A 25,032-nucleotide genomic window follows, 5' to 3' on the forward strand; every position below is an offset into this window, starting at 1 on the left:
CGATCACTTACCCGACCGGTACGGCCCGTGCCAGCGCGGCCAGCGCCTCGGTGAACGCCGAGGCAGGCGGGGTGACCAGGCCCGCGCCCACCTGCCCGGTGCCCGCGACCCGGCCCGCGATGCCGGTGTTCACCGTGGGCAGCACGCCGGTCCTGGCCACCAGCGTCACGTCCACGCCGACCGGCGTGCCCCGGAAGCCGAGACCGGGGATCTGGTAGGCCGGATGCTCGGCGAGGGTGATCTCGTACATCGACCGGGTGGCCGCGGTGGCCTCGGAGACGTCGCCCCCGACGAACCTGACGATCGCCGGGGCCGCCGCCATCGCGAAGCCGCCCAGCCCCGCCGTCTCGGTGATCGTCGAGTCGCCGATGTCGGGGTTGGCGTCCGCCGGGCCGTACGCGCCGAGGTAGAGCCCGTCCGGCACCCCCGCCGGGCCGGTGAACCAGCGCCCGCCGAGACCGGAGACCTGGATCCCGAAGTCGGTGCCGTTGCGCGCCATCGCGACGACCATGGTGGAGCCCGGCACGTCCCTGGCCGCGTCCGCGCTCACCTTGCACGCGGCCATGCCCGCGTTGAGGAAGAAGTGGTCGTTGCCGGCCGCGAAGCGCAGCACCTCGGCCGCGCGGGCGGGGGCGGCCTCCACCAGTCCCGGTGCCAGCTCGCGCACCAGGAGCGAGGTCGCGGCGCGGTTGCGGTTGTGCAGTTCGTCGCCCATCTGCAGGGCCTGCGCGATCAGCGCCCGCAGATCCAGTGGGCCGGTCAGCTCCAGGGCGGCCCGCAGGGCGGGGCCGAGCACCTCGTCCATCCAGCGCAGCCGGCCGATCACCTCGGGCCCGTAGGCGCCGTAGCGCAGCACCTTGCCGAGCCCCTCGTTGAGCGAGCAGTAGGCGGTGCCCCCGTGCTCGGCGTCGCGCACCTCGAACATCCACATCGACGGGCTGACCACGCCCGCCATCGGTCCCACCGTCCGGTGGTGGTGGCAGGGCTCCAGCCGGGCCCGCCCGGCGGCCAACCGGTCCTCCGCCTCCCGCGCGTCGGAGGCCAGGCCCTCCAGCAGCATCGCGCCGATCAGCGCGCCGCGCATCGGTCCCGAGGCGCGTTCCCACTCGATCGGCGGCCCGGCGTGCAGGAACGTGCCCGGAGGCAGGTCCAGCACCTCGTGCGCGGGCCGTACCGCGACGAGCTGCGGGCGGGCGGAGACCAGCCTGCCCGCGGCCCGGGCGTTGGCGGCGGTCCTGCGGGGATCGGCCAGCACCCGGGCCAGGTCGTCCTCGGTGCCGGGCATCGGCGGGCGCCAGTCCACCGCCACGCGCGGTACGGCCTGCGCGTCCAGCGCCTGGCCGAGCACGTCCGCCCCGGCCGTGATCACGCGGGGCTCGCCGGAGAGCATGGACAACGTCATCGAAGGCTCCTGAGAGGGAGAGGACGGGCCCGGGGCGTTCCCGGCGGGTCCTGCCCGGGGCCGCGGGTCAACGGGCACCCGCCAGGACGGCCGCGTGCCGGGCGGCCTGCGCGTTGGAGGCGAACACGTCCGCCCCGGCCGCGCGCAGCGCCTCGGCCTGGGCGCCGAGTCCCTGGGGGTCGCCCTCGGAGCCGACGAGGGCGGCGACCACGGGCACGCCCCGCGAGACGGCGGCGGCGATCGCGGGCGCGAGCCGTGCGGCGGGGTCGGGGTCGGCGCCGTGGCCGAGCACCACGTCGAGCAGGACGACGTCACCGGGGGCCGCCGCCGACAGGGCCTCCAGCCGGAGCGACGGGTCGATCATCGGGTGGGCGCGGCCCCGGGTGTAGGCGTCGTCGCCGTAGTCGGTGAACTCCCCGGCCCCGGCGGTCAGCCGGGCCTCGGTGCAGAGCGTGCCGCCCGAGTAGATCCCGCGCAGCCGTCCCGGCCGGCCGGCCGCCCGGCGCGGCGGGCCACCGGCGGCGGGCCACGACGGCCATTCGGGGACCGCCTTCCCCAGCGCCCGCAGGACGGTCTCCGCCGCGGCGGTCATGTCGTCCCCGGAACCGAGGAAGGAGGTCACCACGGGAGTGGCGAGCTTCTCCACCGCCTCCCGGACGGCCTGCGCGGTCTCCGGCGCGGCGGGCTTGGAGATCAGGACGATCAGCTCGGTCGCGGGATCGGCGTCGAGCGCGTCCAGGGCACGGAGTGTGGAGATCCCGCCCACCTCGGCGGAGAGGTCGCGCCCGCCGACGCCCAGCACGTGGCTGACCCCCACGCCCGCCAGGTCCAGCAGGCAGGTCACCTGCTGCGCGCCGGTCCCCGAGGCCGCCACCACCCCGACCGGTCCCGGCCGGAGGACGTTGGCGAATCCGAGACCCGCCCCGCCGATCACGGCGGTGCCGCAGTCGGGGCCCATGACCAGCACTCCGAGCTCCCCGGCCCGGCGCTTGAGCAGGACCTCCTGCTCGACGGGCACGTTGTCACTGAAGATCATGACGGAGTGGCCCGCCTCGATCGCGTCCAGCGCCTCGGCGAACGCGTGCGGGCCGGGAACCGAGATCAGGACCAGCGCCGACCGTTCCTCGCCGGCGGCGCTCCCGGCTCCCGCCCCGGCGACGGCCCTGAGGGCGGAACGGACGGTGCGCGGCGGGTGCTCGGCGGCGGCCGGGCCCGCCGTCCGGAGGGAGAGGTCCGCCAGGAGACGGTCGAGCTCGGCGGCGGCCCGGGCGACGGCGGTCCCGTCGCCGGCGCGCAGCGCGACCAGGAGGTCCGCCGGGCCGGCGCCGGGGAGGGCGAAGCCCAGCTCGGCGGCGATGCCGAGGTTGAGCTCGGTGGCCATGGCCACCACGGCGACCTCCACCCCGGGCAGCCCGGAGAGCGCCTGGCTGACCCGCATCAGGCTCACCGAGTCGTGGTACACCCCGGTGCGCACCTGGACCAGATCGTCGCTCACTTCTCCCAGCCTCCGAGGTCGAGGACGGCGGCGAGGCCGATGCGCAGCCCCCACGCCAGGTCGGCGCCGGAGGTGTGGCCGAGCTGGAGCAGCCGGTGCAGCACGGGCTCCAGCGACTGCCGCCCGGCCAGGGCGCGCAGGACGGCCAGGACCTCTCCGCTGGCCTCGCCCCGCGCCGCACAGTGCAGCAGCGTCGCCGAGATGGGGGTGGTCCTGCTCCGGGCGTCGAAGGTCACCGCGGCGGCCAGCCAGTCGGCCAGCCAGACCGCGCGGCCCGCTCCGGCCGCCGCGCCCAGGTGGCGCAGCGCCACCAGCAACCCGGCGAGCACGTCGTCGCCGCTCGGGGTGAGCCCGGGACCCAGGCCGACGAGCTGTTCGGCGGCCATGATGCTGTTCAGCAGTGAGGCCTCGGCGCACCCCTCGGCCAGCAGCGCGGCGGCGCCGTTGCCCTCCAGCCCGGGACGCCGGGGAGACCGGTCGCACAGCCCGGTCAGGGCGGGCAGCGAGCGCGCCAGTTGCGCCGGGTCCACCGGGCCGAGCGGCGGGGCCGGGTCCCACCAGCGGTGGGCCCGCAGGCTGAGCGGGCCGAACTCGATCGCGCCGTCCCCGACCGAGGCCTCGTCTCCCACGGCGACCCGCGGCAGGCGGTCGCCGAGGACCACCGCGTTGGGCAGCCGGGTGGCCTCCCCGGTGACCACCGCGATCACGTGCGGTTCGAGCTCCGCGCGGACCTCCAGGTAGACCCCGGCGGGGAAGGCCGCCAGCACCCGCGCGGGACGGCGGGGCGACTCGAGCATCGGGCGCAGGGCCGCACTGGCCGCGCCGGTCGTCTGCGTTCGCGGATGCGTCCGCGGCGCTCTCGGGCGCGTGCCAACCGTCATCGGACCTCACCATCCATGGCCCGACGGTAGAACGGCACTCGATCACCACCGTACGGAGAAAGCTGCCAACAGTACGTCCAAAGGTTGGCTCTTCCTGACAGACAGGTGCATCGGTCACAATCGCCTCATGGAACCCCCTGTACGTCTGGCCAGCACCGGGACGATCACTCACGGCGTCTCCGTCGGTGAGGTCCTCGGTGCCTCGACGCTGGCCGGAGCCCGGCTGATCGCGGGGGAGCGGGGGCTGGACCGCATCGTGCAGCGGCTCAACGTGATGGAGGTCCCCGACATCCTCGCCTGGGTCAAACCGCACGAGCTGCTGCTCACCACGGGCTACCCGCTGCGCAACACGCCGCAGTCGCTCGACCGGCTCGTGACCGATCTCGACGAGCGGGGTCTGGCCGCGCTCGCCATCAAGCTCGGCCGCTACCTGGACGAGCTGCCGGACGAGATGGTGGAGCAGGCCGACAGGCTCGGGTTCCCGCTGATCCAGCTCCCCGACGACGTCGGCTTCGACGACATCCTCAACCAGGTCCTCACCGACATCCTCAACCGGCAGGCCGCGGTGCTGGCCCGGGCGGAGGAGGCGCACCGGGCCCTGGTGGCGATCGTGCTGGCCGGGGGAGGGCTGCACGAGGTGACCGCCGAGGTGGCCGGGCTGCTCGACGTGGCCGTGGCCGTCCTCGACGACGCCGGCCAGACGCTGGCCTCGGCCGGGCCCGCCGAGTACGTGGCCGCGCTGGGCGGTGCCCCCGACGACCGCCGCACCGTCGTCCCCGTCGTCGCGGGCGGCCACCACCACGGCCGGATCGTCGCCTACGGCCCCGCCGGGGCGATCGACGAGCGGGACGTCGGCATCCTGGAACGTGCCGCCACGGTCGCGGCGCTCGTGGTCACCCGGCAGGAGGCGGTCAACGCGGTCGAGAGCAAGTACCGGGCCGACTTCCTGCGGGACGTGCTCACCGGCAGGGCGGGCGGCTCCGAGCGGATCGCCTCCCGGGCCAGGGCCTTCGGCTGGAACCTGGAGCGCCCGGTCACCGTCCTGGTGGCCGAGCTCGACCCGGACGGCGACGAGCGGACCGCCCAGGACCGCCTGGTGACCTGCTGGAGCGCGGCACTGCGCCGCCACGACCCGCGCGGCGCGGTGGCGGGCTTCTCCCACGAGGTGGTCGCCGTCGTGGACGCCGATTCCGACACCGCCCGGCTGGCCAGGGACGCCGCCGCGGCCTTCGCCGAGTGCCTGCCCGCGACCTTCTCCACCGGCGCAAGCCGTACGGCCACCGGGGCCGAGGCCATCCCCGAGGCGTACGGCCAGGCGCTGAAGGCGGCCAGGGTCGGCCGCCAGCTGCACGGACCCGGCGCGGTCGCCCACTTCGACCAGCTCGGCGTCTACCGCCTGCTCTCCCTGGTCAGCGACACCGGCGAGCTGCACGCTTTCGTCCGCGAGACCCTCGGCCCGCTCGCCTCCGACGACGACGCCGACAACGCCGACCTGCGCCGCACCCTCCAGGTGCTGCTGGAGACCAACCTCAACGTCGCCGAGACGGCCCGGCGGCTGCACTTCCACTACAACACCCTGCGTTACCGCATCGGCAAGCTGGAGCGCCTGCTCGGCAACTTCACCGAGGACGCCCACCTGCGGCTCAATCTGACCCTGGCGCTGCACGTCCTGCGCATGCGCGGCATCTGAGCCCGGCGACCGCGTCCCGGCGGCCGATCCCGGGCGGCCGGGCCCCGGAGGCGGGCCCGGCGTCCGCGGGCGGCCGGCTGACCGGGCGTCCTAAGCTGTGGGGCGTGAACGAGACCTTTGAGCTGGAAACCGACTACATCCCCCTGTGCGACCTGCTGAAGTACTGCGCCGTCACCGACACCGGCGGCCAGGCCAAGCACTTCATCGCCGACGGGAACGTCATGGTCGACGGTCGGGTCGAGCTCCGCAAGACCTGCAAGATCCGCGCCGGTCAGGTCGTCACCGGCGACGGCTTCGAGATCCGCGTCGTCGCCCCGGGGGGCTAGACCCGCCCGCGTCGTTCGAGCCGGAGGTTGATTACGGGCGGTAGTGGATTGATCGCCCTTCGTTCGCTATTCTTATTCGAACTGGTGGTCGAAAAAGAAACGGCCCCCGGAGGGGCCGTAGAGCCAGGGGGAGTAGCCCCCGGCGTGATTGACTCCATGCTAGGAGACGGTGGCCATGCGCGACAAACCGACTGGCGGGCCGGCTCGGGCTGGCGTCTACGTCGACGGCTACAACCTCTACTACTCCCTGCGGCGGCTGGGCGGGCGCCGCTACCTCTGGCTCGATCTCGCCGGGCTGGCCGCCCGCCTCCTCCGGGAGGACCAGGTCCTCGAGGCGGTGCGCTACTTCACCGCGCCGGTGCGGCGCGACCCCGGCGCGGTGACCCGGCAGCGGAGATACCTCGCGGCCCTGGAGTGCGGCGGCGCCCTGAAGGTGGTGCTGGGCAGGTTCCAGGAGAAGCGGATGCGGTGCCGCGACTGCGGGGCCTGCTGGCGGACCTACGAGGAGAAGCAGACCGACGTCGCGATCGCCACGGCCATGGTCGCCGACGTCGCGCTCGACCGGGTCGACGTCGTCCTGCTGATCTCGGCCGACTCCGACCTGTGCGCCGCCGTCCACACCATCCGGGAGATCGACGCGCACCGCGGCACGAAGACGCGGATCGTCACCGTGTTCCCGCCGGGCAAGAGCTCCGACCGCCTGAGGGGGGTCTCCGACGCCTGGTTCCCCCTCGGCGAGGCGGTCATCCGCCGGTGCCAGCTGCCGGACGTCGTCCGCGGCGGGGACGGAAGCTCTTACCGCAGGCCGTCCCACTGGAGCTGATCCCCGCCGGGCCCCGGCGTGTCACGGGTGGTGAACGGGGAAGAAGACGCTCATCCCTCACCGGGCGTCATCGCCGGCGGTGCGCAAGGGATTCTCTGGTCGGCAGGCCAGTTTTGGCAGATCATGACGGTGTGAGGCCGGGTTCGCGGTCCTAATGTGCCCGCAAGGCAGAAAGTGATCCGCCGGAGGGAGCCTGCGGGGCGGCCACCGACCGACGGCCCGGGAAAGGTGGGCTTGATGGTTGCAGGTTGGACGAAACACGGAGACGGTCGCACCCTCGCGCCGGGGGAGGTCGTCAAGCCCTCAGAACGCCTGTCCTGGCCGCGCATGGTCGGGTTCGGGGCGCAGCACGTCATCGCGATGTTCGGCGCGACCTTCGTCTTCCCCGTCGTCATGGGACTCGACCCCAACGTCGCGATCATGATGTCGGGAGTCACGACGATCATCTTCCTGCTCATCGTGAACGGGAAGATCCCCAGCTATCTCGGCACCTCGGCCTCGTTCGTCGGGGCGGTCGCGGCCATCCGCGCGGGCGGCGGCGACGACGCGACGGTCACCAGCGCGATCCTGGTGGCGGGGGCGGTGCTCGCCCTGGTCGGCTACGCCATCCACCGGATGGGCGTGCAGGTCATCCACCGGATCTTCCCCCCGGTGGTCACCGGCGCGGTGGTCATGCTGATCGGCTTCGGCCTGGCCTACGTGGTGGCCCGGTTCTACTGGCCGGCCGACCAGTGGATCGCCCTCATCACGATGCTCGTCACCTTCATGGTGATCGTGCTGTTCAAGGGGTTCATCGGCCGGATCGGCATCCTGATCGGCCTGGTGGTGGGCTTCGTCCTCTCCTGGGCGGCGGACCGGATCTTCGGCGACATCACCGCGTTCAACGGCTCCACCGGCCGGGTCGACACCCACCCGCGGGTCAGCTTCGACAAGGTGGCCGAGGCCGACTGGATCGGCCTGCCGGACTTCCACCTGCCCACCGACTTCAAGGCCTCGGCGATCCTGCTCGTGCTGCCCGCGGTCATCGCGCTCATCGCGGAGAACATCGGGCACGTCAAGGCCGTCGGCGAGATGACCGGCACCGACTCCGACCCCTACGTGGGCAGGGCGCTGGTGGGCGACGGCGTCGGCACCGTGATCGCCAGCGCCGTGGGCGGCTCGCCGACCACCACCTACGCGGAGAACATCGGCGTCATGGCGGCGACCCGGGTCTACTCCACCCTCGCCTACTACATCGCGGGCGTCATCGCGATCCTGTTCGGCCTGTGCCCGAAGTTCGGCGCGCTGGTCGCGGCCACGCCGAACGGCGTGCTGGGCGGCGTCACCGTCATCCTCTACGGGATGATCGGCCTGCTGGGCGCCAAGATCTGGATCGAGAACCGGGTCGACTTCGCCGACCCGGTGAACATGGTGCCCGTCGGCGCGGGCATCATCATGGCCATCGGCCCGATCGACATGACGATCACCAAGGACTTCACGCTCTCCGGGATCGCGCTCGGCACCATCGTGGTGCTCGGCGGCTACCACCTGCTCCGGGCCGTCTCGCGCCGCGAGAGCGGGCCCGGACGAGAGAGCCATCCCAAACGAGAGGTGACCGGTTGAAGCCACCCCCCTTCACCTACCACGCTCCCGGCTCTCTGGGCGAGGCCCTCGACGTCCTCGCCGGGACCGGGGAGGACGGCAAGGTGCTCGCGGGCGGCCAGAGCCTCATCCCGCTGCTGAACATGCGGCTGGCCGCCCCGGCGCACCTGGTCGACATCAACCGGCTGGCCGGGCTGGCCGCCGTCGAGGTGGAGCCGGGCGGGGTCCGGGTCGGGGCGCTGGCCCGCCACGCCCGGGTGGAGCGCTCCGAGCCGGTGGCCGCCGCCCAGCCCCTGCTCCGCCAGGCGCTGCGGCTGGTGGCCCACCCGGTGATCCGCAACCGCGGCACCGTCGTCGGCAGCCTGGTCCACGCCGACCCGGCCGCCGAGCTGCCCGCGGTGCTGGCGCTGCTCGGCGGTTCGGTACGGCTGGCGCGGCGCGGCGGCACCCGGGACGTCCCGGCGGGGGAGTTCTTCACCGGCCCGCTGGAGTCGGCGGCCGGTCCCGGCGAGCTGGCCGTCTCCGCCTTCTTCCCGGCGCTGCCCCCGCGCTCGGGAACGGCCTTCCGCGAGGTGGCCAGGCGGCACGGCGACTACGCCCTGGCCGGGATCGCGGCCCTGGTCGGCCTGGACGAGGACCTGCGGATCACCGCCGCGCGGGTGGCGTGCGTGAGCGCGGGCCCGGTCCCGGTGCTCGCCGACGTCACCGGCGTGTGCGGGCACCGGCCGCCCGCCTCCGCCGACTGGGCCGCCGCGGCGCGGGCCGTACAGGACCGGGCCGAGCCGGAGGACGACATCCACGCGACCGCCGCCTACCGGCGGCACCTGATCGGCGTCCTCGCCGAGCGGGCGCTCCGCGACGCGGCCAGGGAGGCCCTGAATGCCTGAGCAGGCCCACGAGATCACGCTGGTCGTCAACGGCACGCTCCGGCGGGCCGAGGTGCCGGGGCGGCGGCTGCTGTCGGACTGCCTCCGGCACGACCTGGGGCTGACCGGCACCCACGTCGGGTGCGAGCACGGGGTGTGCGGGTGCTGCACGGTGCTGCTGGACGGCGAGCCGGTCCGTTCCTGCCTGACGTTCGCGGTCACCGTGGACGGCCGCGAGATCACCACGGTGGAGGGGCTCGCCGACGGCGAGCGGATGTCACCGGTGCAGCGGGCCTTCGCCGAGTGCCACGGCCTGCAGTGCGGGTTCTGCACCCCGGGCTTCCTGTGCACGGTCACCGCGCTGCTGCGGGAGAACCCGGCGCCGACCGAGGAGGAGGTGCTGGAGGGCATCTCCGGGAACCTGTGCCGGTGCACCGGTTACCAGAACATCGTCAAGGCCGTGCACCGCGCGGCCGAGATCATGGCGGAGGAGTCGTGACCACCATGGGCGAACGCTGCCGCCCCGGGACCTCGACGGACGCGTTCGAGGAGGCCGGGCGGTGACGACCAAGCTGTTCGGGGAGCCCGTCCAGCGCAGGGAGGACCCGCGGCTGCTCACCGGCCGGGGCCGCTACCTGGACGACCTCGGGCCGGACGCGCTGGCCGCGGCCTTCGTCCGCTCCCCGCACGCGCACGCGCTGATCCGGGACATCGACGTCTCGGCCGCGCTCGACGTGGACGGGCTGGTGGCGATCTACACCTGGGAGGACCTGCCGGACCGGCTCGCCGAGCCGCTGCCGCTGCTCATCCCGCACCCGGCGCTGACCCACGGCCGCACCGCCTACCCGCTGGCCCGCGAGCGCGTCCGGCACGTCGGCGAGCCGGTCGTCATGGTCGTCGCCCGCGACCGCTATCTCGCCGAGGACGCCTGCGCGCTGATCCGGGTGGACTACGAGCTCCTCAAGCCGGTCGTCGGCGTGGAGGAGGCGGCGCAGTCCGCGCAGCTCGTCCACGACGACGTGCCGGGCAACGTCGGCGCGCACCTGGTTCAGGAGGTGGCCTCGGCGGACGGGCGCGGCGCCCGCGAGGTCATCGAGAGCGCCCCCCACACGCTGGCCTTCCGGCTGGACGTCGAGCGCAGCGCGTCCATGCCGCTGGAGGGGCGCGGCGTGCACGCCCGGTGGGACGCCGACGACTCCTCCCTGCGCGTGTACTCCAGCACCCAGACCTCCACCAGCGTCCGGATGGCCGTCGCCGCCAAGCTCGGCCTGCCGCTGCCCAAGGTCGAGGTCGTCGCGCCGGACGTGGGCGGCGGGTTCGGCGTGAAGATCATGCACCCGTGGCCCGAGGAGGTCCTCGTCCCCTGGGCGGCGATGCTGCTGGGCCGGGAGGTCAAGTGGACCGAGGACCGGCGCGAGCACTTCGTCTCCTCGGCCCACGAGCGGGCCCAGGTGCAGTTCGTCCGGGTCGGCTTCGACGGCGGCGGCCGGGTGCTCGGCCTGGAGGTGACCATCCTGCACGACCACGGCGCCTACACGCCGTACGGGATCATCGTGCCGATCATCACCTCCACCCAGTTGCCGGGGCCGTACCGGATCGGGTCCTACCGGGTCGAGTTCTCCTCGATCTACACCAACACGGTGCAGGTCACGCCGTACCGGGGGGCGGGCCGCCCGCAGGCGGTCTTCTGCATGGAGCGGACCATGGACCGCATCGCCGCCCATCTCGGGCTGGACCGTACGGCGGTGCGCGCGGCGAACTTCATCCAGCCCGACGAGTTCCCCTACGACCAGGGCCTGATCTTCCAGGACGGCCGCCCGCTGATCTACGACAGCGGGGACTACCCCGAGTCGCTGCGCATGCTCAAGGAGCTGATCGGCTGGGACGCCTTCCCCGAGGCCAAGGCCGAGGCCGCGCGGGAGGGCCGCCGGATCGGCATCGGCATCGGCTGCTACGTCGAAGGCACCGGCGTCGGGCCGTACGAGGGCGGCCACGTCCAGATCACCTCCGACGGCCGGGTGCACGTCTCCACCGGGCTCACCTCGCAGGGCCAGGGGCACGAGACCTCGTTCGCGCAGATCGCCGCGGCCGAGCTGGGCGTGCCGCTGGAGCGGGTCTCGGTCGTCACCGGCGACACCCGCAGGTTCGGCTACGCGGTCGGCACCTTCGCCTCCCGCGCCGCGGTGATGAGCGGCAACGCGATCGCCCTGGCCTGCCGGAAGGTCCGCGAGAAGGCCCTGCGGATCGCCGCCGACGCGCTGGAGGCCGACCCGCGCGACCTGGAGATCACCGACGGCGTGGTGCACGTGGCGGGCTCCCCGCACGCCTCCGTCCCGCTGGCCACCGTGGCCGTGCTGTCCAATCCGCTGCGGTACGCCTTCGACGAGGAGGCGGTCCGGGCGACGCAGTTCGCGGGCGGTTCCTCCTTCGACCGGCCTCCGGTGGAGGAGGGCCAGGAGCCGGGCCTGGAGGGACGCGACTACTACTCGCCGATCCGCTCCACCTTCGCCTCGGGCATGCACGCGGCGATCGTGGAGACCGACCCGCTCACCGCCGAGATCCGCATCCTGCGCTACGCCGTCGTCCACGACTGCGGCAACCTCATCAACCCGATGATCGTCGAGGGGCAGATCCACGGCGGCGTCGCGCAGGGCGTCGGCGGCGCGCTGTACGAGCGGATGGTCTACGACAGCCACGGCCAGTTGCTCAACGCCTCGTTCATGGACTTCCTGATGCCGTACGCGACGGAGGTCCCGAGAGTGGAGACCGCACACCTGCAGACCCCGTCCCCGCTCAACCCGCTCGGCATCAAGGGCGCGGGGGAGGCGGGGGTCATCCCGGTCTCGGCGGTGATCGCCTCGGCGATCGAGGACGCCGAGGGCATCCCGATCGACCGCATGCCCATCTCCCCGTCCGATCTGTTCGGCCTGCGCCGCGCAGCCTCCTGAGGACTCGCCGGCTCCGGAGCCTACTCCGGCGCCGGGTCACCGGCGGGCAGGACCACGGTGAAGCAGGCGCCGGGGTCGGCGGGGGTGTAGCGGGCGTCCCCGCCGTGCGCGAGGGCCAGCTCCCGGGTGATCCACAGCCCCAGTCCGACCGAGTCGGGGCTGGTGTCGGCGCTGCTGAAGCGGGCGAACAGCTGGTCCCGCTTCTCCTCGGGCACGCCCGGGCCGTGATCGCGGATGTGGACGGCGACCATGCCGGGAGCCTCGCGCCCGGCGCTGACGACGATCGGCGGGGAGCCGTGACGGATGGCGTTGGCGGCGAGGTTGACCAGGATCTGCTCCAGCCGCTCCGGGTCGGCCAGGACGGTCAGGCCGGGGTCCACCGCCACCTCCACCGGGGCGGCCAGGTAGCCGGCGGCCTCCTCGGCCGCGGTGCTCAGCCGGACCGGTCGCATGTCGAGCTGGAGCCCGCGGCTGTCGACGCGCTCGGCGTCCAGCAGGTTGGTGGCCAGCCGCCGGATCCGGCCGGCCTGCCGCAGCGCCATGGTGACGATCTCGTGCCGCTGCGCCTTCGGCAGGTCGTCCTCCTCGTCGAGCGTCTCCAGGGCGAACTGCACCGCGGTCAGCGGGGAGCGCACGTCGTGGGCGAGCGTGGCGGTCAGCGCCGCCCGCCAGCGCTCCATCCGCCGGATCGTGTCGCGGTCCCGGCGCTGGTAGCCGATCTGCTGGGAGATCAGCGCGCCCACGCCCATCACCGCCGGGACGAACAGCGCCGCGCCGCTGATCACCACCGCCCCGCGTTCGTCGAGGACCAGGGGGGTCACGTAGGCCAGAGCCGCGACCGGTCCCAGCGCCAGCACGGTCGTGACCGTGAAGTGCAGGCCCACCCAGACGAACAGCATCGTCAGGAACGGCGCGGTGCCGATCGAACCCCCCACGAGCGCCCACGTGCAGTAGGAGAGCAGCGCCAGCACGGGCAGGCACAGGGCCAGCGGCGCCAGCCGGTCGAACCGGGCCCAGGGGAGCCACCACGCCGCCGCGGCCACGGCCAGGGCGACCGCGGCGATCACGACGAGCGGGCCGCGCTGGTCGTCCGGCGCCGTCAGCAGTCCTACCGTGGACAGGATCGTACCCAGGGCGAACACGAGCGCCATCTGGCGCGCGGCATGTCCCGGATTCTCCCCCAGCACGGATCTCTGCTCCGACATACGACCCCCCGTTGCGAGTTTTCAGAACCCTCCATGATAACCAATGGCAGTCAATTGGTGACATAAGGTGATCGCCGGGTGCCTCCCCGGAGGCGTTCGGCGGTCAGGGGGCGGCCTCGTCCGGGGTGGGAAGGTCACGCATCCCGCGCAGCGGGGAGAGCAGCAGCGGCACCACGGACAGCGTGGTCAGGCCGGCGCTGACCCAGAGCGTGGCGCGGGCGTCGAGGACCTCGCCCAGCACACCCCCGGCGAGGCCGCCGAGCGGGAGGGTGCCCCACACCACGAAGCGCATGGTGGCGTTCATCCGGCCCAGCATGTGCTCCGGCGTGACGCCCTGGCGGAAGCTGACCTGGCTGACGTTGTAGAGCACCACGCCGACGGAGTTCACGAACGTCCCGATCACGAACAGTGCGAGCTTCCAGCCGGGTTCGGTGAGCGGCACCAGGAACATGAACGGCTGGGTGACCAGGATGGAGAGCCAGATGAGCCGGGCCGAGCCGATCCGGCGGCTCATCCGGCCCACGATCACCGCTCCGGTCAGGCCGCCCACGGCGGCCGCCGAGAACATCAGGCCGATCAGGCCGGGGGCGAGGCCGAGCACCCGGGCCAGGAAGATCATCTCGACGGCGGCGAAGATGCCGTTGGCGAAGTTGGCGGTCGCGGTGGCCGCGGCGATCATCCGCAGGATCCGGTGCGTGGCCACGAAGCGCAGACCCTCGCCGATCTCCTTCAGCAGCCCCCGGCGCTCTGTACGGTCCGGGACCTGCTCGGTGGCGTCGATCCGCCACAGCAGCAGCGCCGAGCCGAGGAAGCTGACCGCGTCGGCGAGCACCGCGACCGGCGCGGTGAGCAGCTGGACCAGCCCGCCGCCCATGCCGGGCCCGGCCACGCCCGCCGTCGAACGGACGATCTCCAGCTTGGCGTTGCCGTCCACCAGCCGGTCACGGGTGACCAGGCTCGGCAGGTAGCTCTGGTAGGCGATGTCGAAGAAGACCGTGGCCAGGCCGGTGCCGAGTGCCACGCCGTACAGCTGGAGCATGGTCAGCACGTCCAGCCACCACGCGACCGGGACCGAGGCCAGCAGCGCCCCGCGGACCAGGTCCGCGGTGACCAGGATCCGGCGCCGGGCCATCCGGTCCACCCACACCCCGGCGGGCAGTCCGACCAGCAGGAACGCCGCGGTCTCCGCCGCCACCAGCAGCCCCATCTCGAACTCGCCGGCGCCCAGCGCGGTCAGGGCCACGAACGGCAGGGCGATCAGGCTGATCTGGGTGCCGGCCTGGCTGATCGTGTCGGCTCCGAACAGGAGCATGAAGTTCCGGTGCCGGAACAGGCTGGGAGAGGTCATCGGGGCATCGTGACGAAGCTCACGTTCCCCCGCAACTTTTTTCTCATCGTTCAGGCGGCGACGAGGCGCCGGTGCCGGACCGCGCTGGTCCCGTGCGACGCGCGATGTCCCGCGCTAGTGATCCACGCCCTCGGCCTCGGCGCGAGGCGTATCGCTCACCGGCGACGACAGCGCCCGCCACGCGATGACTCCGGCCAGGGTCAGGCTCACCCCGCAGGCCATGATGACGGGTTCCTCGGTGAAGGTCTCGCTGAGCACGGCTCCGGCGAAGGGGGCGGGGATCGTGGCCAGGGTGGAGAGGAAGACCTGGACGGCGAGCACGCGGCCGCGCAGGCCGTCCGGGATCTCCCGCTGGAGGTAGCTGGTCTGCGCGATCACTGCGATGGTGAAACCGGCACCCTGGACGAACGTCGGGGCCAGGTGGAGGAGAGCCGGCCAGTCGTCCGGGACGAACGGGATCAGCAGCAGGAACGGCTGGGTGACCACCAGGGGAAGCCAGGCCGTCCGGACGCCGCCGAGCCGGCGCGCGAGCGGCCAGGCGACGAGCGCACCGGCCAGCGCGCCCAGGGGTTCGCCTCCGATGAGCCAGGCGTGAGCGGCGGGGTCCTGCTTCTCGCCGAGGAAGCGCCACGCCACGGCCAGCATGCCGTAGACGGTGCTGAGGACGAGAAGGCAGAAGTATCCGAGGGCGCCGGCGATGACCAGCCCGCGCAGATCGCGCCGGCTCAGCAGGAAGCCGACCCCCGCACCCAGCTCCCGCAGCAGCGGGCGGCGGGCAGCCCGGTCGGGCGCCTCCTCGGGAACGTCGATCCGCCTGACCAGCAGCGCCGAGGCGAGCATGGCGAGAACCTTGAGCAGGGGACCGGCGGACGCGGACATGGACCGGAAGAGCGCATCCAGCGGCTTGTCCAGCGCGTGGTGCAGGGCCAGGCCCTGCACCTCGGCAGCGGTGGACAGGGCGGCGTTGGCGGGCAGCAGCCGGTCGGCGTCCACGATGCGGGGCAGGTAGCTCGCCCAGGCGACGGTGCCGAAGGCCGAGGCGATCCCGGAGCCGATGCCCGCCAGCTGGAGGTGGAGCGGCGAGAGCGCCTCCGCCCACCAGGCGATCGGGACGGTGACGGTCAGGACGGCCTGGGCGAGGGCGGTGTTCACCAGGACGGATCGGTGGGAGAGCCGGTCGATCCACACTCCGGCGGGGAGCAGGAAGAGCAGGGTGGCCATGGCCTCCGGGAGGAGCAGTGCCGCGAGATCCGACGGACCCGCCTCCGTGGCGGTCACCGCCAGCAGCGGCAGCGCGATCCACCCGAGGCCGGCACCCACCGAGTATGTCGTCTGTGCGCCGAGGAACAGCAGGAAGTTCCGATGCCGGAACAGGGAGATCATTCCGGCATCGTAGTGTCCTGGAACATCAGGAGGGTTCGGCGACGAGGCGCCTGCGGAAGACCCAGTAGGACCAGGTCTGGTAACCCACCACGAAGGGCAGGGCGATCAGGCCGATCCAGGTGAGCACGCCGAGCGTGTACGGGCCCGAGGCGGCCTCGGCGACGGTCAGACCGGGAAGCGGGGCGGGCCACAGGGCGCTGAACACGGCGGCGCCGGTCAGGGCGACCGACGAGGCGGTGGCGGTGAACGCCCAGCCGTCCCGGCCTCGCCAGGTCAGGGCCGTTCCGGCGGCCAGGGCGGCCATCGCGGCCAGCGCGCACCCCCACAGCCAGGGCGAGGCGCCCCACTCGGCGACGGCCGTACCGGTCGCCGGGATGCCGGACAGCGCCACCACCCCGGCGGGCAGCGCCGCCGCGGAGACGGCCATGGCGGTACGGCGGGCGCGGGCGCGCACCGGCCCGGAGGTCTTGAGGGCGACGAAGACCGCGCCGTGCAGCAGGCAGAGCGTGAGCGAGAAGACCCCGCCGATCAGCGCGGCGAGTGCGCTGTCGTGCAGCAGGTCGGCGAAGACCGCTCCCCAGAGGAAGGCCGGGAGCGCGCTGCCGGCCGTGATCCCCAGGTCGCACCAGGTCCGGTCGGAGGCGTGGTGGACCTTGCCCCGCCACTCCAGCCCGACGCCGCGCACGATCAGCCCGACCAGGACCAGCACGATCGGCAGGTAGAACTCGCTGAGGAAGCCGGCGTACCAGGCGGGGAAGGCGGCGAACATCGCCCCCACCGCGCTGATCAGCCATACCTCGTTGCCGTCCCAGACCGGGCCGATCGTGCCGAGGACCTGCTTGCGGTCGGCCTCGTCGCGAGACAGCACCGGGAGCAGCATGCCGACGCCGAAGTCGAAGCCCTCCAGGACGAAGAAACCCGTCCAGAGAAATGCGATGACCGCGAACCAGAAGGTGGTGAGTTCCATCAAGCCCTCCTCAGTACATCAGGGTCGGCTGGAGCACGGCGGCCGTGGTCCCGTCGCCGCTCACGGGCGGGGCGGGCTCGGAGGGGGCGGCGGGCTCCGGCCCCGCCTTGACGTGGCGGACCAGCAGTACGGCCTCGGCCACGGCGAGCAGGCCGTACAGGAGGGTGAAGACCGCGAGGGAGACGGCCACCTCGGTCAGGCTGACGCCGGGCGAGACGCTCGCCGCGGTGAGCAGCTCGCCCTGGACGGTCCAGGGCTGGCGGCCGATCTCGCTGAGCAGCCAGCCCGCGATCATCGCGATGGTCGGCAGCGGGAGCGCCAGCAGGCAGGCGCGGGCGAACCAGCCGGGGACCGGGCGGCGGCGCCGGGTCAGCCAGAGGCCGAGGACCGACAGGGCCACCGTGGCCAGCCCGAAGGTGATCATGACGCGGAAGGACGCGTAGACCACCGGCACGTTGGGCCGGTAGTCCCCGGGGCCGAACCTCTCGGCGAACTCGGCCTGCAGGTCCTCGGTGCCCCGCACGACCGCGTCCGGATCGTTGGTGGCCAGGAGGCTGAGCAGCATCGGCACCTCGATCCCCGGAACCGGGGAGAAGGCCGCGCCCGCGGTGTCGCGATCGAGTCCCTCGGCGGCGGCCAGCTTCATGGGCTGCTGCTCGTGCAGGAGCTTGCCTGACAGGTCACCGCTGCCCGCGACGACCGCCCCCGCGATCGCCGTCATGACCAGGGCGGCCCGCATCGGCGTGCGCCACATGTCCGCTGCTCCGCGCCGCAGCGGGACGGTCCGGTCGGGGTCGGCCCTGCGCTCCTTGCGGATGTTGTAGCCGCAGACCGCCAGCACGAACCCGCCCGCGACGATGAAGGCCGCCGCCACCACGTGGGGGACCTGGGCGAGCGCGGTGGAGTTGGTGAGCACGGCCCACAGGTCCGTCATCCGGGCTCTGCCGCCTCCTGGGCCGCCCGTCACCTCGTAGCCGACCGGGTGCTTCATCCAGGCGTTGGCGGCCAGGATGAAGTAGGCCGACAGGTTGGAGCCGATGACCGCGGCCCAGATCGTGGCCAGGTGCACGCGCTTGGGCAGCTTGTCCCAGCCGAAGATCCACAGGCCGAGGAAGGTCGACTCCAGGAAGAACGCGAGCAGCGCCTCCAGCGCCAGCGGGGCGCCGAAGACGTCGCCGACGAAGACCGAGTACTCACTCCAGTTCATCCCGAACTGGAACTCCTGCACGATGCCGGTGACCACGCCCATCGCGAAGTTGATCAGGAAGAGCTTCCCGAAGAACTTCGTCAGCCGCAGGTAGTGCTCGGATCCCGTGCGGTGCCAGGCGGTCTGCAGGCCGGCCACGAAGACGCCGAGCCCGATCGTCAGGGGTACGAAGAGAAAGTGGTACACGGTGGTGACCCCGAACTGCCACCGTGCAAGGTCCAGCGCTTCCATGCCCAACCCCCAACGAATCAAGCTCTACAAGCCGTAGTGCTACATCTAGTAGTACTACGGCTTGTAGAGTAAAAGGAAGGAATGGTGCCGCGAGCTGCTGCGATCTTCGTCACACGGCCCGGTTCGGGACCGCACTTCCCTCGCGGGCCAGATCGTCCCCTCTGGCTCGCGGCACCGGTCCCTTCCTGTGCCGCCGGGGCTCTTCCCCGGCGTCTCCGATGGTGTGGGCTGGCGGCCCTGTTCACCGGAGCGCTTTGCGGGTCCGCCAGGCCCCCGCAAGGCGCATGGCCCAATCGTGCGGCATACGGTGGAGATGGGGCGTCCGCCGCCCGGGTGATTTCTGGGTACGCCGGGCGACGGACATGATCGGGCTCGCTTGCAAGAGTTGCGACGGAGCGTGCAAGCGCAGATAAAGCGCGGATAAGGAGAGATGAAAGCGGGCCCGGCTATCAATGACTCACAAGCCCGGGGGGGAACCGGCAAGGAGCCGGTCCGAGGGGCTGAGGGAGAGATCACCATGAAGCGACTGACCGTCGGCCTGCTGGCCACCGCCGCCACCGCCACCGCGTTCGCGCTCGCCGTACCGGCGACTGCGCAGGCCGCCACGCCCGCGACGACGTCCGCCGCGTCCGACTACGACTACGAGGACCGCTGGGGCCAGGTCTACTCATCCAACTACAAGGCCAAGGCCAGGGGCTGGATCGGCGTCGACTGGGACCGCCACCAGGAGTCCAACGAGGTGCACCTCAACGGCAGGCTGTACGACCTCGACCACCGCACCTACAGCCAGGGCGGCAAGTGCGCCTACCTGAAGATCCAGGCCCACGGGTTCGGCGACCACCACAACTACTGGGCCGACAGCAGGTCCTACAAGTACTGCGGTGCCGGCGGCCACAAGAAGTTCTCCTTCTCCAGCCACGACACCGACGCCGTCCGGGTGAAGGTCTGCCAGATCGGACTGCACAGCTCCCACCCGACCCGCTGCGGCGACTGGGACTACCTCTACACCGCCGAGAGCGAGTGACCGCACATCCCGGACGGCCCGTTCCCCGCCAGGGAGCGGGCCGCTCCGCGTCGGGGCCCGGATCAGCGGGTGACGCCGGCGGCTCTGAGGTAGGCGTCGAGGTTGCCCAGCTCGAAGCCGCGGCGCCTGATCTTGTCGACGAGGATGCGGAAGTCCCGCGACAGGTTCGGGCGGAAGTGCAGGAGCAGCACGTCGCCGGGGCGGAGCTTCTTGTCCGGGACCTGGTAGGCGATCTTCCCGCCCGGCTGGACGGTCGCCGTCCACAGCAGCAGGGCCTGCATCCCGCAGGCTCCGGCCGCCCGCCGGGTCAGCGTGTTGTGGTTGCCGAACGGCGGGCGCAGCAGCGTCGGCGCGGTCCCGGTCTGCCTGCGGATCAGCCTGGTGGCCCCGCAGATCTCCGCCCGCTGCCCTTCGTAGCCGAGTGCGGGCAGGTCGGGGTGGGTCAGCGTGTGGTTCTCGACCGTCGCGCCCGCCTCGCGCATGCTCCGGACGTAGTCCCACTTGCCGGCGCCGAGATACCTGCCGCCCTGGGCGGTCGGGTCGGCCGCACCCTGCGCCTCGACGGCGTCGCGGGTGACGAACGCGGCGATGGGGATCCGCTCCTGGCGGACCTGCCTGACGAAGCCCGGATCCTGCTCCCAGCCGTCGTCGATGGTGAGGAAGACCACTTTCCTCCTGGTCGGGATGGAGCTGATCACCGGCGGCAGCCCGTCGGCGGGCCGGGGGATGCGTCTCACCTCGCCCGGTCCGGGCGTCACGCCCGGCGGTCCCGGGGGCTTCGCCGGCGAGGCGGACGGGCCGGCGGGGGCCGTACCGCCGACCTGGGGGGACGCCTCGGCGGCGGCGCCGGGACCGTGCTTCCCGGTGGCCCCGCAACCGGCCGCGGCCAGAAGCGCCAGCACGGTCATTAACCTGATTTTTCGTGATTTATCCCCTGGCATAACCGACCATCCTGTCAGGGGCTCGAAGTGAGGTCCACGCCTTCCCGCGCAGCCCTCCGGCGCGCCTATCCTCTCCGCCATGACCTTCAGCGGAACTCCCCGGCCGCGCCTGCGCTGGCACCACGCCGAGACCGAGCTCGACGACTTCGCCATCGTCAGCTACCGGGTGCCCGCCGGTGCCCTCGCCCGGATGCTGCCCGCCGGGTTCGCCCCGATGGAGTTCGCCTTCGCCGACGGGGAGACATCCGCCATGGTATCCGCGGTCGCCTTCCGCGACCGGGATTTCCACTTCCGCTTCTGCCCGCCGGCGGCGATCAGCTGCGGCCAGATCAACTATCGCGCCTACGTCACGGCGGACGGCGAGCCCGGCGTCTGGTTCTTCGGCACGAGCCTGGACCATCCGGTGGTCGCGGTGCCCCGGCTGCTGTGGGGCATGCCCTGGAGCCGCGCCCGGATCGGCATCACCGCCGACTGGGACGCCGCCCCGGCGCGCTGGCGGCTGGACGGCGACGGCGCTCGCTGCGAGGCCGCCGAGCTCGCCGCACCCCCCGAGACCCTGGACGGGTTCACCGGGGAGAGCCACTGGATGGCCATGCTCACCCACCCCACCCTCGGCTGGTACCGCCGCCGGGACGGCCGCGTCGGCACCTACAGCATCTGGCACCCGCCGATGCGCCCCCGCCACCTGGCCGCCTCGTCCGCCCGGTTCCACGTCTTCGAGGAGCTCGGGCTGACCGCGCCGGAGTCGGAGCCGCACTCGATCCTGGCCCAGGAGAGCATCCACTTCGACGTCCACACCCCGCCGCGCCGGTCGCGGGAGGGGTCCGCGCGCTCCGCCGGGCGATCCGATCGAGCAAATGCTTGATTTCGCCCCTCCTCATCTCCCGCGGTCCGCAACCGGGGCACGGTCGGCGGCTCGCTCTGCCAGGCCGACCGGCGCGGCCTCCCGGCACGGGGCGGGGCACGCCGGGCCCGTTCCCGGCGCCGCCAGGGCTGACAATCCCGGGATGCGCCGGAGGGCAGATGTTGCTCTTAACCGCGCCGGCGGGGATTGCCTAGGGTGCTGGGTGTGAAAGTCGTAGGCAGCGCCGTGCTCGGCGCCGACAGGGACAGGGTGTGGTCGGCCCTCCAGGACCCGGCTGTGCTGGTGCGCACCATCCCGGGGTGCGAGCGGCTTGAGGAGACGGGGCCCGACACCTACCGGATGACGGTCACCGCGGGGGTGGCCTCGATCAAGGGCCTCTACCAGGGCGAGGTCTCCTTGTCCGAGCCCGACGCCCCGCACCGTTTCGTGCTGCGGGCCCGGGGCCAGGGCGCCCCCGGCACCGTGGAGGCCACGGTGGAGGTACGGCTCAGCGAGGTCGACGGCGGCACCCGGGTCGACTACGACGCCGAGGCCGTGGTCGGAGGCATGATCGGCGGGGTGGGCCAGCGCATGCTCGGCACGGTGGCGAAGCGGACCGCCGGGGAGTTCTTCTCCGCCGTCGAGAGCCACCTGGCCTCCGGAGAGCACGACCCGGTGCCCGGTACGGCCGCCGCCCCGGCGCTCCCCGCCCGGCCGGAGACGCTCCCGGCCGGCAGGCCCGAGCCCGTCCGGTCCGGAGAGGCGCAGGTCTTCGAGCGGCCCGCTCCGGCTCCGCGCCAGGGCGTCCCCGCGTGGACGGTGGTGACCGCCTTCGGCATGGGCGCGGGCGTCGCGCTCGGCAGCGCCGTGATCGGCTGGCTGCTCGGCCGCGCCGGCCGGAAGGGCTGACCGCCGCAGCCTGGCCGGAGGCCGGTCGCGGCGCCGGTCAGAAGGGATGATTTTCCCGAACCCTCGCGATGGGGGATCTTCCGGCGTAACGTGACGGTATGCGCGAGGCACGTGCGGAGGATGCCCGGACCGAGGCCAGACGACTGATCTACGACCTTCTCGGTGAGGAGCGGCCGTCCGCCGGCGCCCTGCTGCGTGAGGCGACGGCGGTGCTGGGCGCCGGCCGCGTCGCGCGCTGCGCCGAGCTCGCCCGCGGAGCCCCGCTGACCCGCCGGTCCGCCGAGCTCGCCTCGCTGGCCGGGCTGCTGGTCGGCACCCGCGAGCTGGGGGAGGAGTGGTGGGAGCGGAGCCGGGGCGGCAAGCAGCCCGCTCCCGACGAGGTGCTCCGCACCGCCACCGCGGTCGACCCGTGGACCGACCTGACCGTGCTGGAGATGCTGGCCGCCTGGATCGCCGACGACGCCGCGGACCGGGCCTGGGGCCCGCCCGCCGCGGTCACCGACCTGAACTCCTGGCAGGCAGAGGACCGGGTCGAGCTCCCGGACGACGCCGTTCCCGGCCGGCGGATCGTGGTCTCCTTCGACGCGGGCGGGCGGCTCGACGCCGTGGTGATCCGCCGCTCCGACGACGACCTCGGCTCGAACCTGGACTTCAACTCGCTGCGCTACTCACGCCCGGCCGAGGCCCAGTGGAGCTGGGGCGTCGCGGCGGGCCTGGGCCCGCACCGCCTCGAGGGCGAGGACCCTGACCCGTACGCCGCCCCGGTGGACGCCGCGGCCGCCGACGTCCTGCACGCCTGGACGCTGCGCCACGGCGCCACGGCCGAGCAGGCGGGCCCGGAGTGGCGGGTCAAGGGCGACGTCGTCGCCGCGATCGAGCGGGTCGACTGGATGTGGCGCAGCGGCGAGTGGTTCGCCTGGTGGCGCGGGGTCTGCGCGCTGGTCGACGGGGACCCCGCCCAGCTCGCCGCCCGCCTGGAGGAGATCGCCGCCGCCCCCTGATCCGGCCCGGACGCCGAGGGCCTACCTCTGCGCGATCAGGGCCGCGACCCCGTCGAGGATCCGGGCCAGCCCGAAGGTGAGCGCGTGCACCGGGTCGGAGGCTCCCTGGTGCGCCTGGCCCGCGGCCTGGCCGACCCGGGAGGCCACCGGGAAGTGGGAGGGATCCATGACCTTGTCGAGGACGGGCGCGCTCGCCAGCCACCACTCCGTCTCGCTCATCCCGGTGTCCTGCTGGACCTGGTCCAGGCTCGCCTGGACCCTGGCGGTGCCCTCGACGTGGGTCAGGATCAGGGTGAGGACGGAGTCCATCTCGACGTCGGTGAGGCCGATGCCGTCCAGCGGGCGCAGCTCGGCCTCGTACTTGAGCGAGACGTTCGGGCCGAGCACCGGCCGGGCGGTGATGATCTGCAGCATCCAGGGGTGCCGTCGGTACAGCTCCCAGTTGCGCACGGCGACGAACTCCATCGCTCCCCGCCACCCGCCGGGCTGCGCGGACGGCGCGCCGACGTCGTCGTAGAGCTCCCCGTAGGCCCTGTCGACCATCAGGTCGGTCAGCTCGCTCTTGCCCGGCACGTGCGTGTAGAGGGACATGGTGCCCACTCCCAGCCGCTCGGCGACGTGGCGCATGGACAGGGCGTCGAGCCCTTCGGCGTCGGCGATCCCGATGGCGGCATCCACGATGGCGCGCACCGTCAGGCCGGACCGGCCCGGCTTGGTGTGCGAACCCCACAGCAGCGCCAGGCTGCGAGCCGGATCAGTGCCGGAGCTTTTCTTCCCGTCCATCGGAGCAGACCCCCACCCTCGTCGTTGCCGTTATCGTACCTTGTCCCGTACGATGTACGGTACAAGGTACGGTAGGGCGTGCGCCGCAGCCGGACCGGCGACCGGAGGGAAGGGCGACCATGCAAGAGGCGGAGAACGCGATCACCGCGCACGGGGTGCGGAAGAACTACCCGGGAGCCGCGGGCGACGCCGGGCTGAACGGGTTCGACCTGAGGGTCCCGGCGGGTTCCGTCTGCGGGCTGCTGGGCCCGAACGGCGCGGGGAAGACGACGGCGGTCCGGATCCTGGCCACGTTGCTGGAGATGGACGAGGGCAGGGCGAGTGTCGCGGGGTTCGACGTGCGGACGCAGGGGCGGCGGGTCCGCGAGCGCATCGGGCTGGTGGGCCAGTACGCCGCGGTCGACGAGATCCTGACCGGGCGGCAGAACCTGGTGATGTTCGGCAGGCTGAACCACCTGCCCGTCCCGGTGGCCAGGAGGCGGGCGGACGAGCTGCTTGAGCGGTTCTCGCTCACCGAGGCCGCGGGGAGGCCGGCGGGCGGCTACTCGGGCGGCATGCGCCGCAGGCTCGACCTCGCGGCCAGCCTCATCGTCTCGCCGCCGGTGCTGTTCGTCGACGAGCCGACCACCGGGCTCGATCCGGCCGCCCGCCAGGAGGTCTGGACGGCCGTGCGAGAGCTGGTGGGTGCCGGCACCACGGTGCTGCTGACCACGCAGTACCTGGAGGAGGCCGACCGGCTGGCGGATCGCGTCTGCATGCTCAGGGCGGGCAAGGTCGTCGCCGAGGGCACTCCGGACGAGCTCAAGTCCGCCCTCGGCGGGGACTGGATCGAGATCGTGCTCGCCGGCCCGGCGGACGCCGAGGCCGCCCGGCCCATCGCCGCCCGGATCGCCTCCGGAGAGCTGCGCCTCGACGGCCCCGCCCACCGGATCGGCGTCCCCGTCACCGAGCGCACCAGGGCGCTGGTGAAGGTCGCGACCGCGCTGAACGAGGCGGGGATCGAGCCGGAGGACATCACGCTCCGCCGTCCCACCCTCGACGAGGTCTTCCTCCACCTGACGGGCGACGGGGCGGGGGAGACGCGCGAGCACCGGAACGGGAACCCGGAGGAGGCGCTCACATGAGCGCGGCGGCCGTACCCGGAAGCCCGACTGCGGCCGGCGCGAACGTGACCGCC

At 72.9% G+C, this 25,032-nt stretch carries 22 protein-coding genes; 12 read left to right on the forward strand and 10 right to left on the reverse strand.

Going from position 1 to position 25,032, the window contains the following annotated elements:
• Positions 1 to 7: 7 nt before the first annotated feature.
• The 3 genes from HS041_RS24305 to HS041_RS24315 all read right to left on the reverse strand — a co-directional run bounded on the left by HS041_RS24305 (position 8) and on the right by HS041_RS24315 (position 3,694).
• Positions 8 to 1,402, reverse strand: a complete 1,395-nt coding sequence (locus HS041_RS24305) for a YlbE family protein (protein WP_196443110.1) — start codon at positions 1,400 to 1,402, stop codon at positions 8 to 10.
• 67 nt (positions 1,403 to 1,469) lie between these two features.
• Positions 1,470 to 2,897: an AllF/FdrA family protein gene (locus tag HS041_RS24310; protein WP_196443111.1), complete on the reverse strand. Its 1,428-nt coding sequence runs from the start codon at positions 2,895 to 2,897 to the stop codon at positions 1,470 to 1,472.
• The gene (locus HS041_RS24315; RefSeq protein WP_230879578.1) at positions 2,894 to 3,694 is read right to left on the reverse strand and encodes an oxamate carbamoyltransferase subunit AllH family protein; all 801 of its coding nucleotides are present in this window, start codon (positions 3,692 to 3,694) and stop codon (positions 2,894 to 2,896) included. Before HS041_RS24315 ends, HS041_RS24310 begins: the two co-directional genes overlap by 4 nt.
• Before the next feature lie 211 nt (positions 3,695 to 3,905).
• Here HS041_RS24315 and HS041_RS24320 point away from each other — a divergent pair, with 211 nt between their 5' ends.
• The 7 genes from HS041_RS24320 (at position 3,906) to cutA (ending at position 12,012) form a co-directional block, all read left to right on the forward strand.
• Complete coding sequence (locus tag HS041_RS24320) at positions 3,906 to 5,468, forward strand: PucR family transcriptional regulator (protein WP_196443113.1); 1,563 nt, start codon at positions 3,906 to 3,908, stop codon at positions 5,466 to 5,468.
• Between the two features lie 104 nt (positions 5,469 to 5,572).
• Positions 5,573 to 5,794 (forward strand): RNA-binding S4 domain-containing protein, encoded by a 222-nt coding sequence (locus HS041_RS24325; protein ID WP_196443114.1) that lies wholly within the window; start codon positions 5,573 to 5,575, stop codon positions 5,792 to 5,794.
• A gap of 175 nt (positions 5,795 to 5,969) precedes the next feature.
• Complete coding sequence (locus tag HS041_RS24330; protein ID WP_196443115.1) at positions 5,970 to 6,617, forward strand: NYN domain-containing protein; 648 nt, start codon at positions 5,970 to 5,972, stop codon at positions 6,615 to 6,617.
• 237 nt (positions 6,618 to 6,854) lie between these two features.
• Complete coding sequence (locus HS041_RS24335; RefSeq protein WP_196443116.1) at positions 6,855 to 8,219, forward strand: uracil-xanthine permease family protein; 1,365 nt, start codon at positions 6,855 to 6,857, stop codon at positions 8,217 to 8,219.
• Positions 8,216 to 9,085, forward strand: coding sequence for an FAD binding domain-containing protein (locus HS041_RS24340; protein ID WP_196443117.1), 870 nt, complete (start codon positions 8,216 to 8,218; stop codon positions 9,083 to 9,085). The genes HS041_RS24335 and HS041_RS24340 overlap by 4 nt, the downstream gene beginning before the upstream one ends.
• On the forward strand, positions 9,078 to 9,563 hold the full coding sequence (locus HS041_RS24345; RefSeq protein ID WP_196443118.1) for a (2Fe-2S)-binding protein: 486 nt from the start codon (positions 9,078 to 9,080) through the stop codon (positions 9,561 to 9,563). The genes HS041_RS24340 and HS041_RS24345 overlap by 8 nt, the downstream gene beginning before the upstream one ends.
• Positions 9,564 to 9,624: 61 nt before the next feature.
• Positions 9,625 to 12,012 (forward strand): aerobic carbon-monoxide dehydrogenase large subunit, encoded by a 2,388-nt coding sequence (cutA, locus tag HS041_RS24350; RefSeq protein ID WP_196443119.1) that lies wholly within the window; start codon positions 9,625 to 9,627, stop codon positions 12,010 to 12,012.
• A gap of 20 nt (positions 12,013 to 12,032) precedes the next feature.
• On the opposite strand, the gene HS041_RS24355 is transcribed toward cutA, so the two are convergent.
• The 5 genes from HS041_RS24355 to HS041_RS24375 form a co-directional block, all read right to left on the reverse strand.
• Positions 12,033 to 13,217: a sensor histidine kinase gene (locus HS041_RS24355; protein ID WP_196443120.1), complete on the reverse strand. Its 1,185-nt coding sequence runs from the start codon at positions 13,215 to 13,217 to the stop codon at positions 12,033 to 12,035.
• A 103-nt stretch (positions 13,218 to 13,320) separates the two neighbouring features.
• Entirely contained in the window at positions 13,321 to 14,565 is a 1,245-nt protein-coding gene (locus tag HS041_RS24360) for an MFS transporter (RefSeq protein WP_196443121.1), read from the reverse strand.
• Positions 14,566 to 14,679: 114 nt separating this feature from the next.
• Entirely contained in the window at positions 14,680 to 15,948 is a 1,269-nt protein-coding gene (locus HS041_RS24365; protein ID WP_196443122.1) for an MFS transporter, read from the reverse strand.
• 25 nt (positions 15,949 to 15,973) lie between these two features.
• The gene (gene cydB, locus HS041_RS24370) at positions 15,974 to 16,915 is read right to left on the reverse strand and encodes a cytochrome d ubiquinol oxidase subunit II (protein ID WP_196443123.1); all 942 of its coding nucleotides are present in this window, start codon (positions 16,913 to 16,915) and stop codon (positions 15,974 to 15,976) included.
• A gap of 10 nt (positions 16,916 to 16,925) precedes the next feature.
• Positions 16,926 to 18,353: a cytochrome ubiquinol oxidase subunit I gene (locus HS041_RS24375; RefSeq protein ID WP_196443124.1), complete on the reverse strand. Its 1,428-nt coding sequence runs from the start codon at positions 18,351 to 18,353 to the stop codon at positions 16,926 to 16,928.
• 517 nt (positions 18,354 to 18,870) lie between these two features.
• Here HS041_RS24375 and HS041_RS24380 point away from each other — a divergent pair.
• On the forward strand, positions 18,871 to 19,377 hold the full coding sequence (locus HS041_RS24380) for a hypothetical protein (protein ID WP_196443125.1): 507 nt from the start codon (positions 18,871 to 18,873) through the stop codon (positions 19,375 to 19,377).
• A 62-nt stretch (positions 19,378 to 19,439) separates the two neighbouring features.
• Here the strand turns inward: HS041_RS24380 and HS041_RS24385 are convergent, their stop codons facing one another.
• Positions 19,440 to 20,285 carry a polysaccharide deacetylase family protein gene (locus tag HS041_RS24385; RefSeq protein WP_196443126.1) on the reverse strand — a complete coding sequence of 282 codons (846 nt, stop codon included), beginning with the start codon at positions 20,283 to 20,285 and terminating at the stop codon, positions 19,440 to 19,442.
• 112 nt (positions 20,286 to 20,397) lie between these two features.
• Between HS041_RS24385 and HS041_RS24390 the strand changes: the two genes are divergently transcribed.
• The 3 genes from HS041_RS24390 to HS041_RS24400 all read left to right on the forward strand — a co-directional run bounded on the left by HS041_RS24390 (position 20,398) and on the right by HS041_RS24400 (position 23,072).
• Entirely contained in the window at positions 20,398 to 21,183 is a 786-nt protein-coding gene (locus tag HS041_RS24390) for a YqjF family protein (protein ID WP_196443127.1), read from the forward strand.
• Between the two features lie 204 nt (positions 21,184 to 21,387).
• Positions 21,388 to 22,071, forward strand: coding sequence for an SRPBCC family protein (locus HS041_RS24395; protein WP_196443128.1), 684 nt, complete (start codon positions 21,388 to 21,390; stop codon positions 22,069 to 22,071).
• 98 nt (positions 22,072 to 22,169) lie between these two features.
• Positions 22,170 to 23,072, forward strand: a complete 903-nt coding sequence (locus HS041_RS24400) for a hypothetical protein (RefSeq protein WP_196443129.1) — start codon at positions 22,170 to 22,172, stop codon at positions 23,070 to 23,072.
• Between the two features lie 21 nt (positions 23,073 to 23,093).
• Here HS041_RS24400 and HS041_RS24405 read toward each other — a convergent pair whose 3' ends face one another.
• A complete protein-coding gene (locus HS041_RS24405) occupies positions 23,094 to 23,855 on the reverse strand; it encodes a TetR/AcrR family transcriptional regulator (RefSeq protein WP_196443130.1) in 762 nt (253 codons plus the stop codon).
• A gap of 119 nt (positions 23,856 to 23,974) precedes the next feature.
• On the opposite strand from HS041_RS24405, the gene HS041_RS24410 reads away from it, so the two are divergent.
• Positions 23,975 to 24,979 (forward strand): ATP-binding cassette domain-containing protein, encoded by a 1,005-nt coding sequence (locus HS041_RS24410; protein WP_196443131.1) that lies wholly within the window; start codon positions 23,975 to 23,977, stop codon positions 24,977 to 24,979.
• Positions 24,980 to 25,032: the final 53 nt, after the last annotated feature.

It is taken from the genome of Planomonospora sp. ID67723, from assembly GCF_015711605.1.
Lineage (GTDB): Bacteria > Actinomycetota > Actinomycetes > Streptosporangiales > Streptosporangiaceae > Planomonospora_A.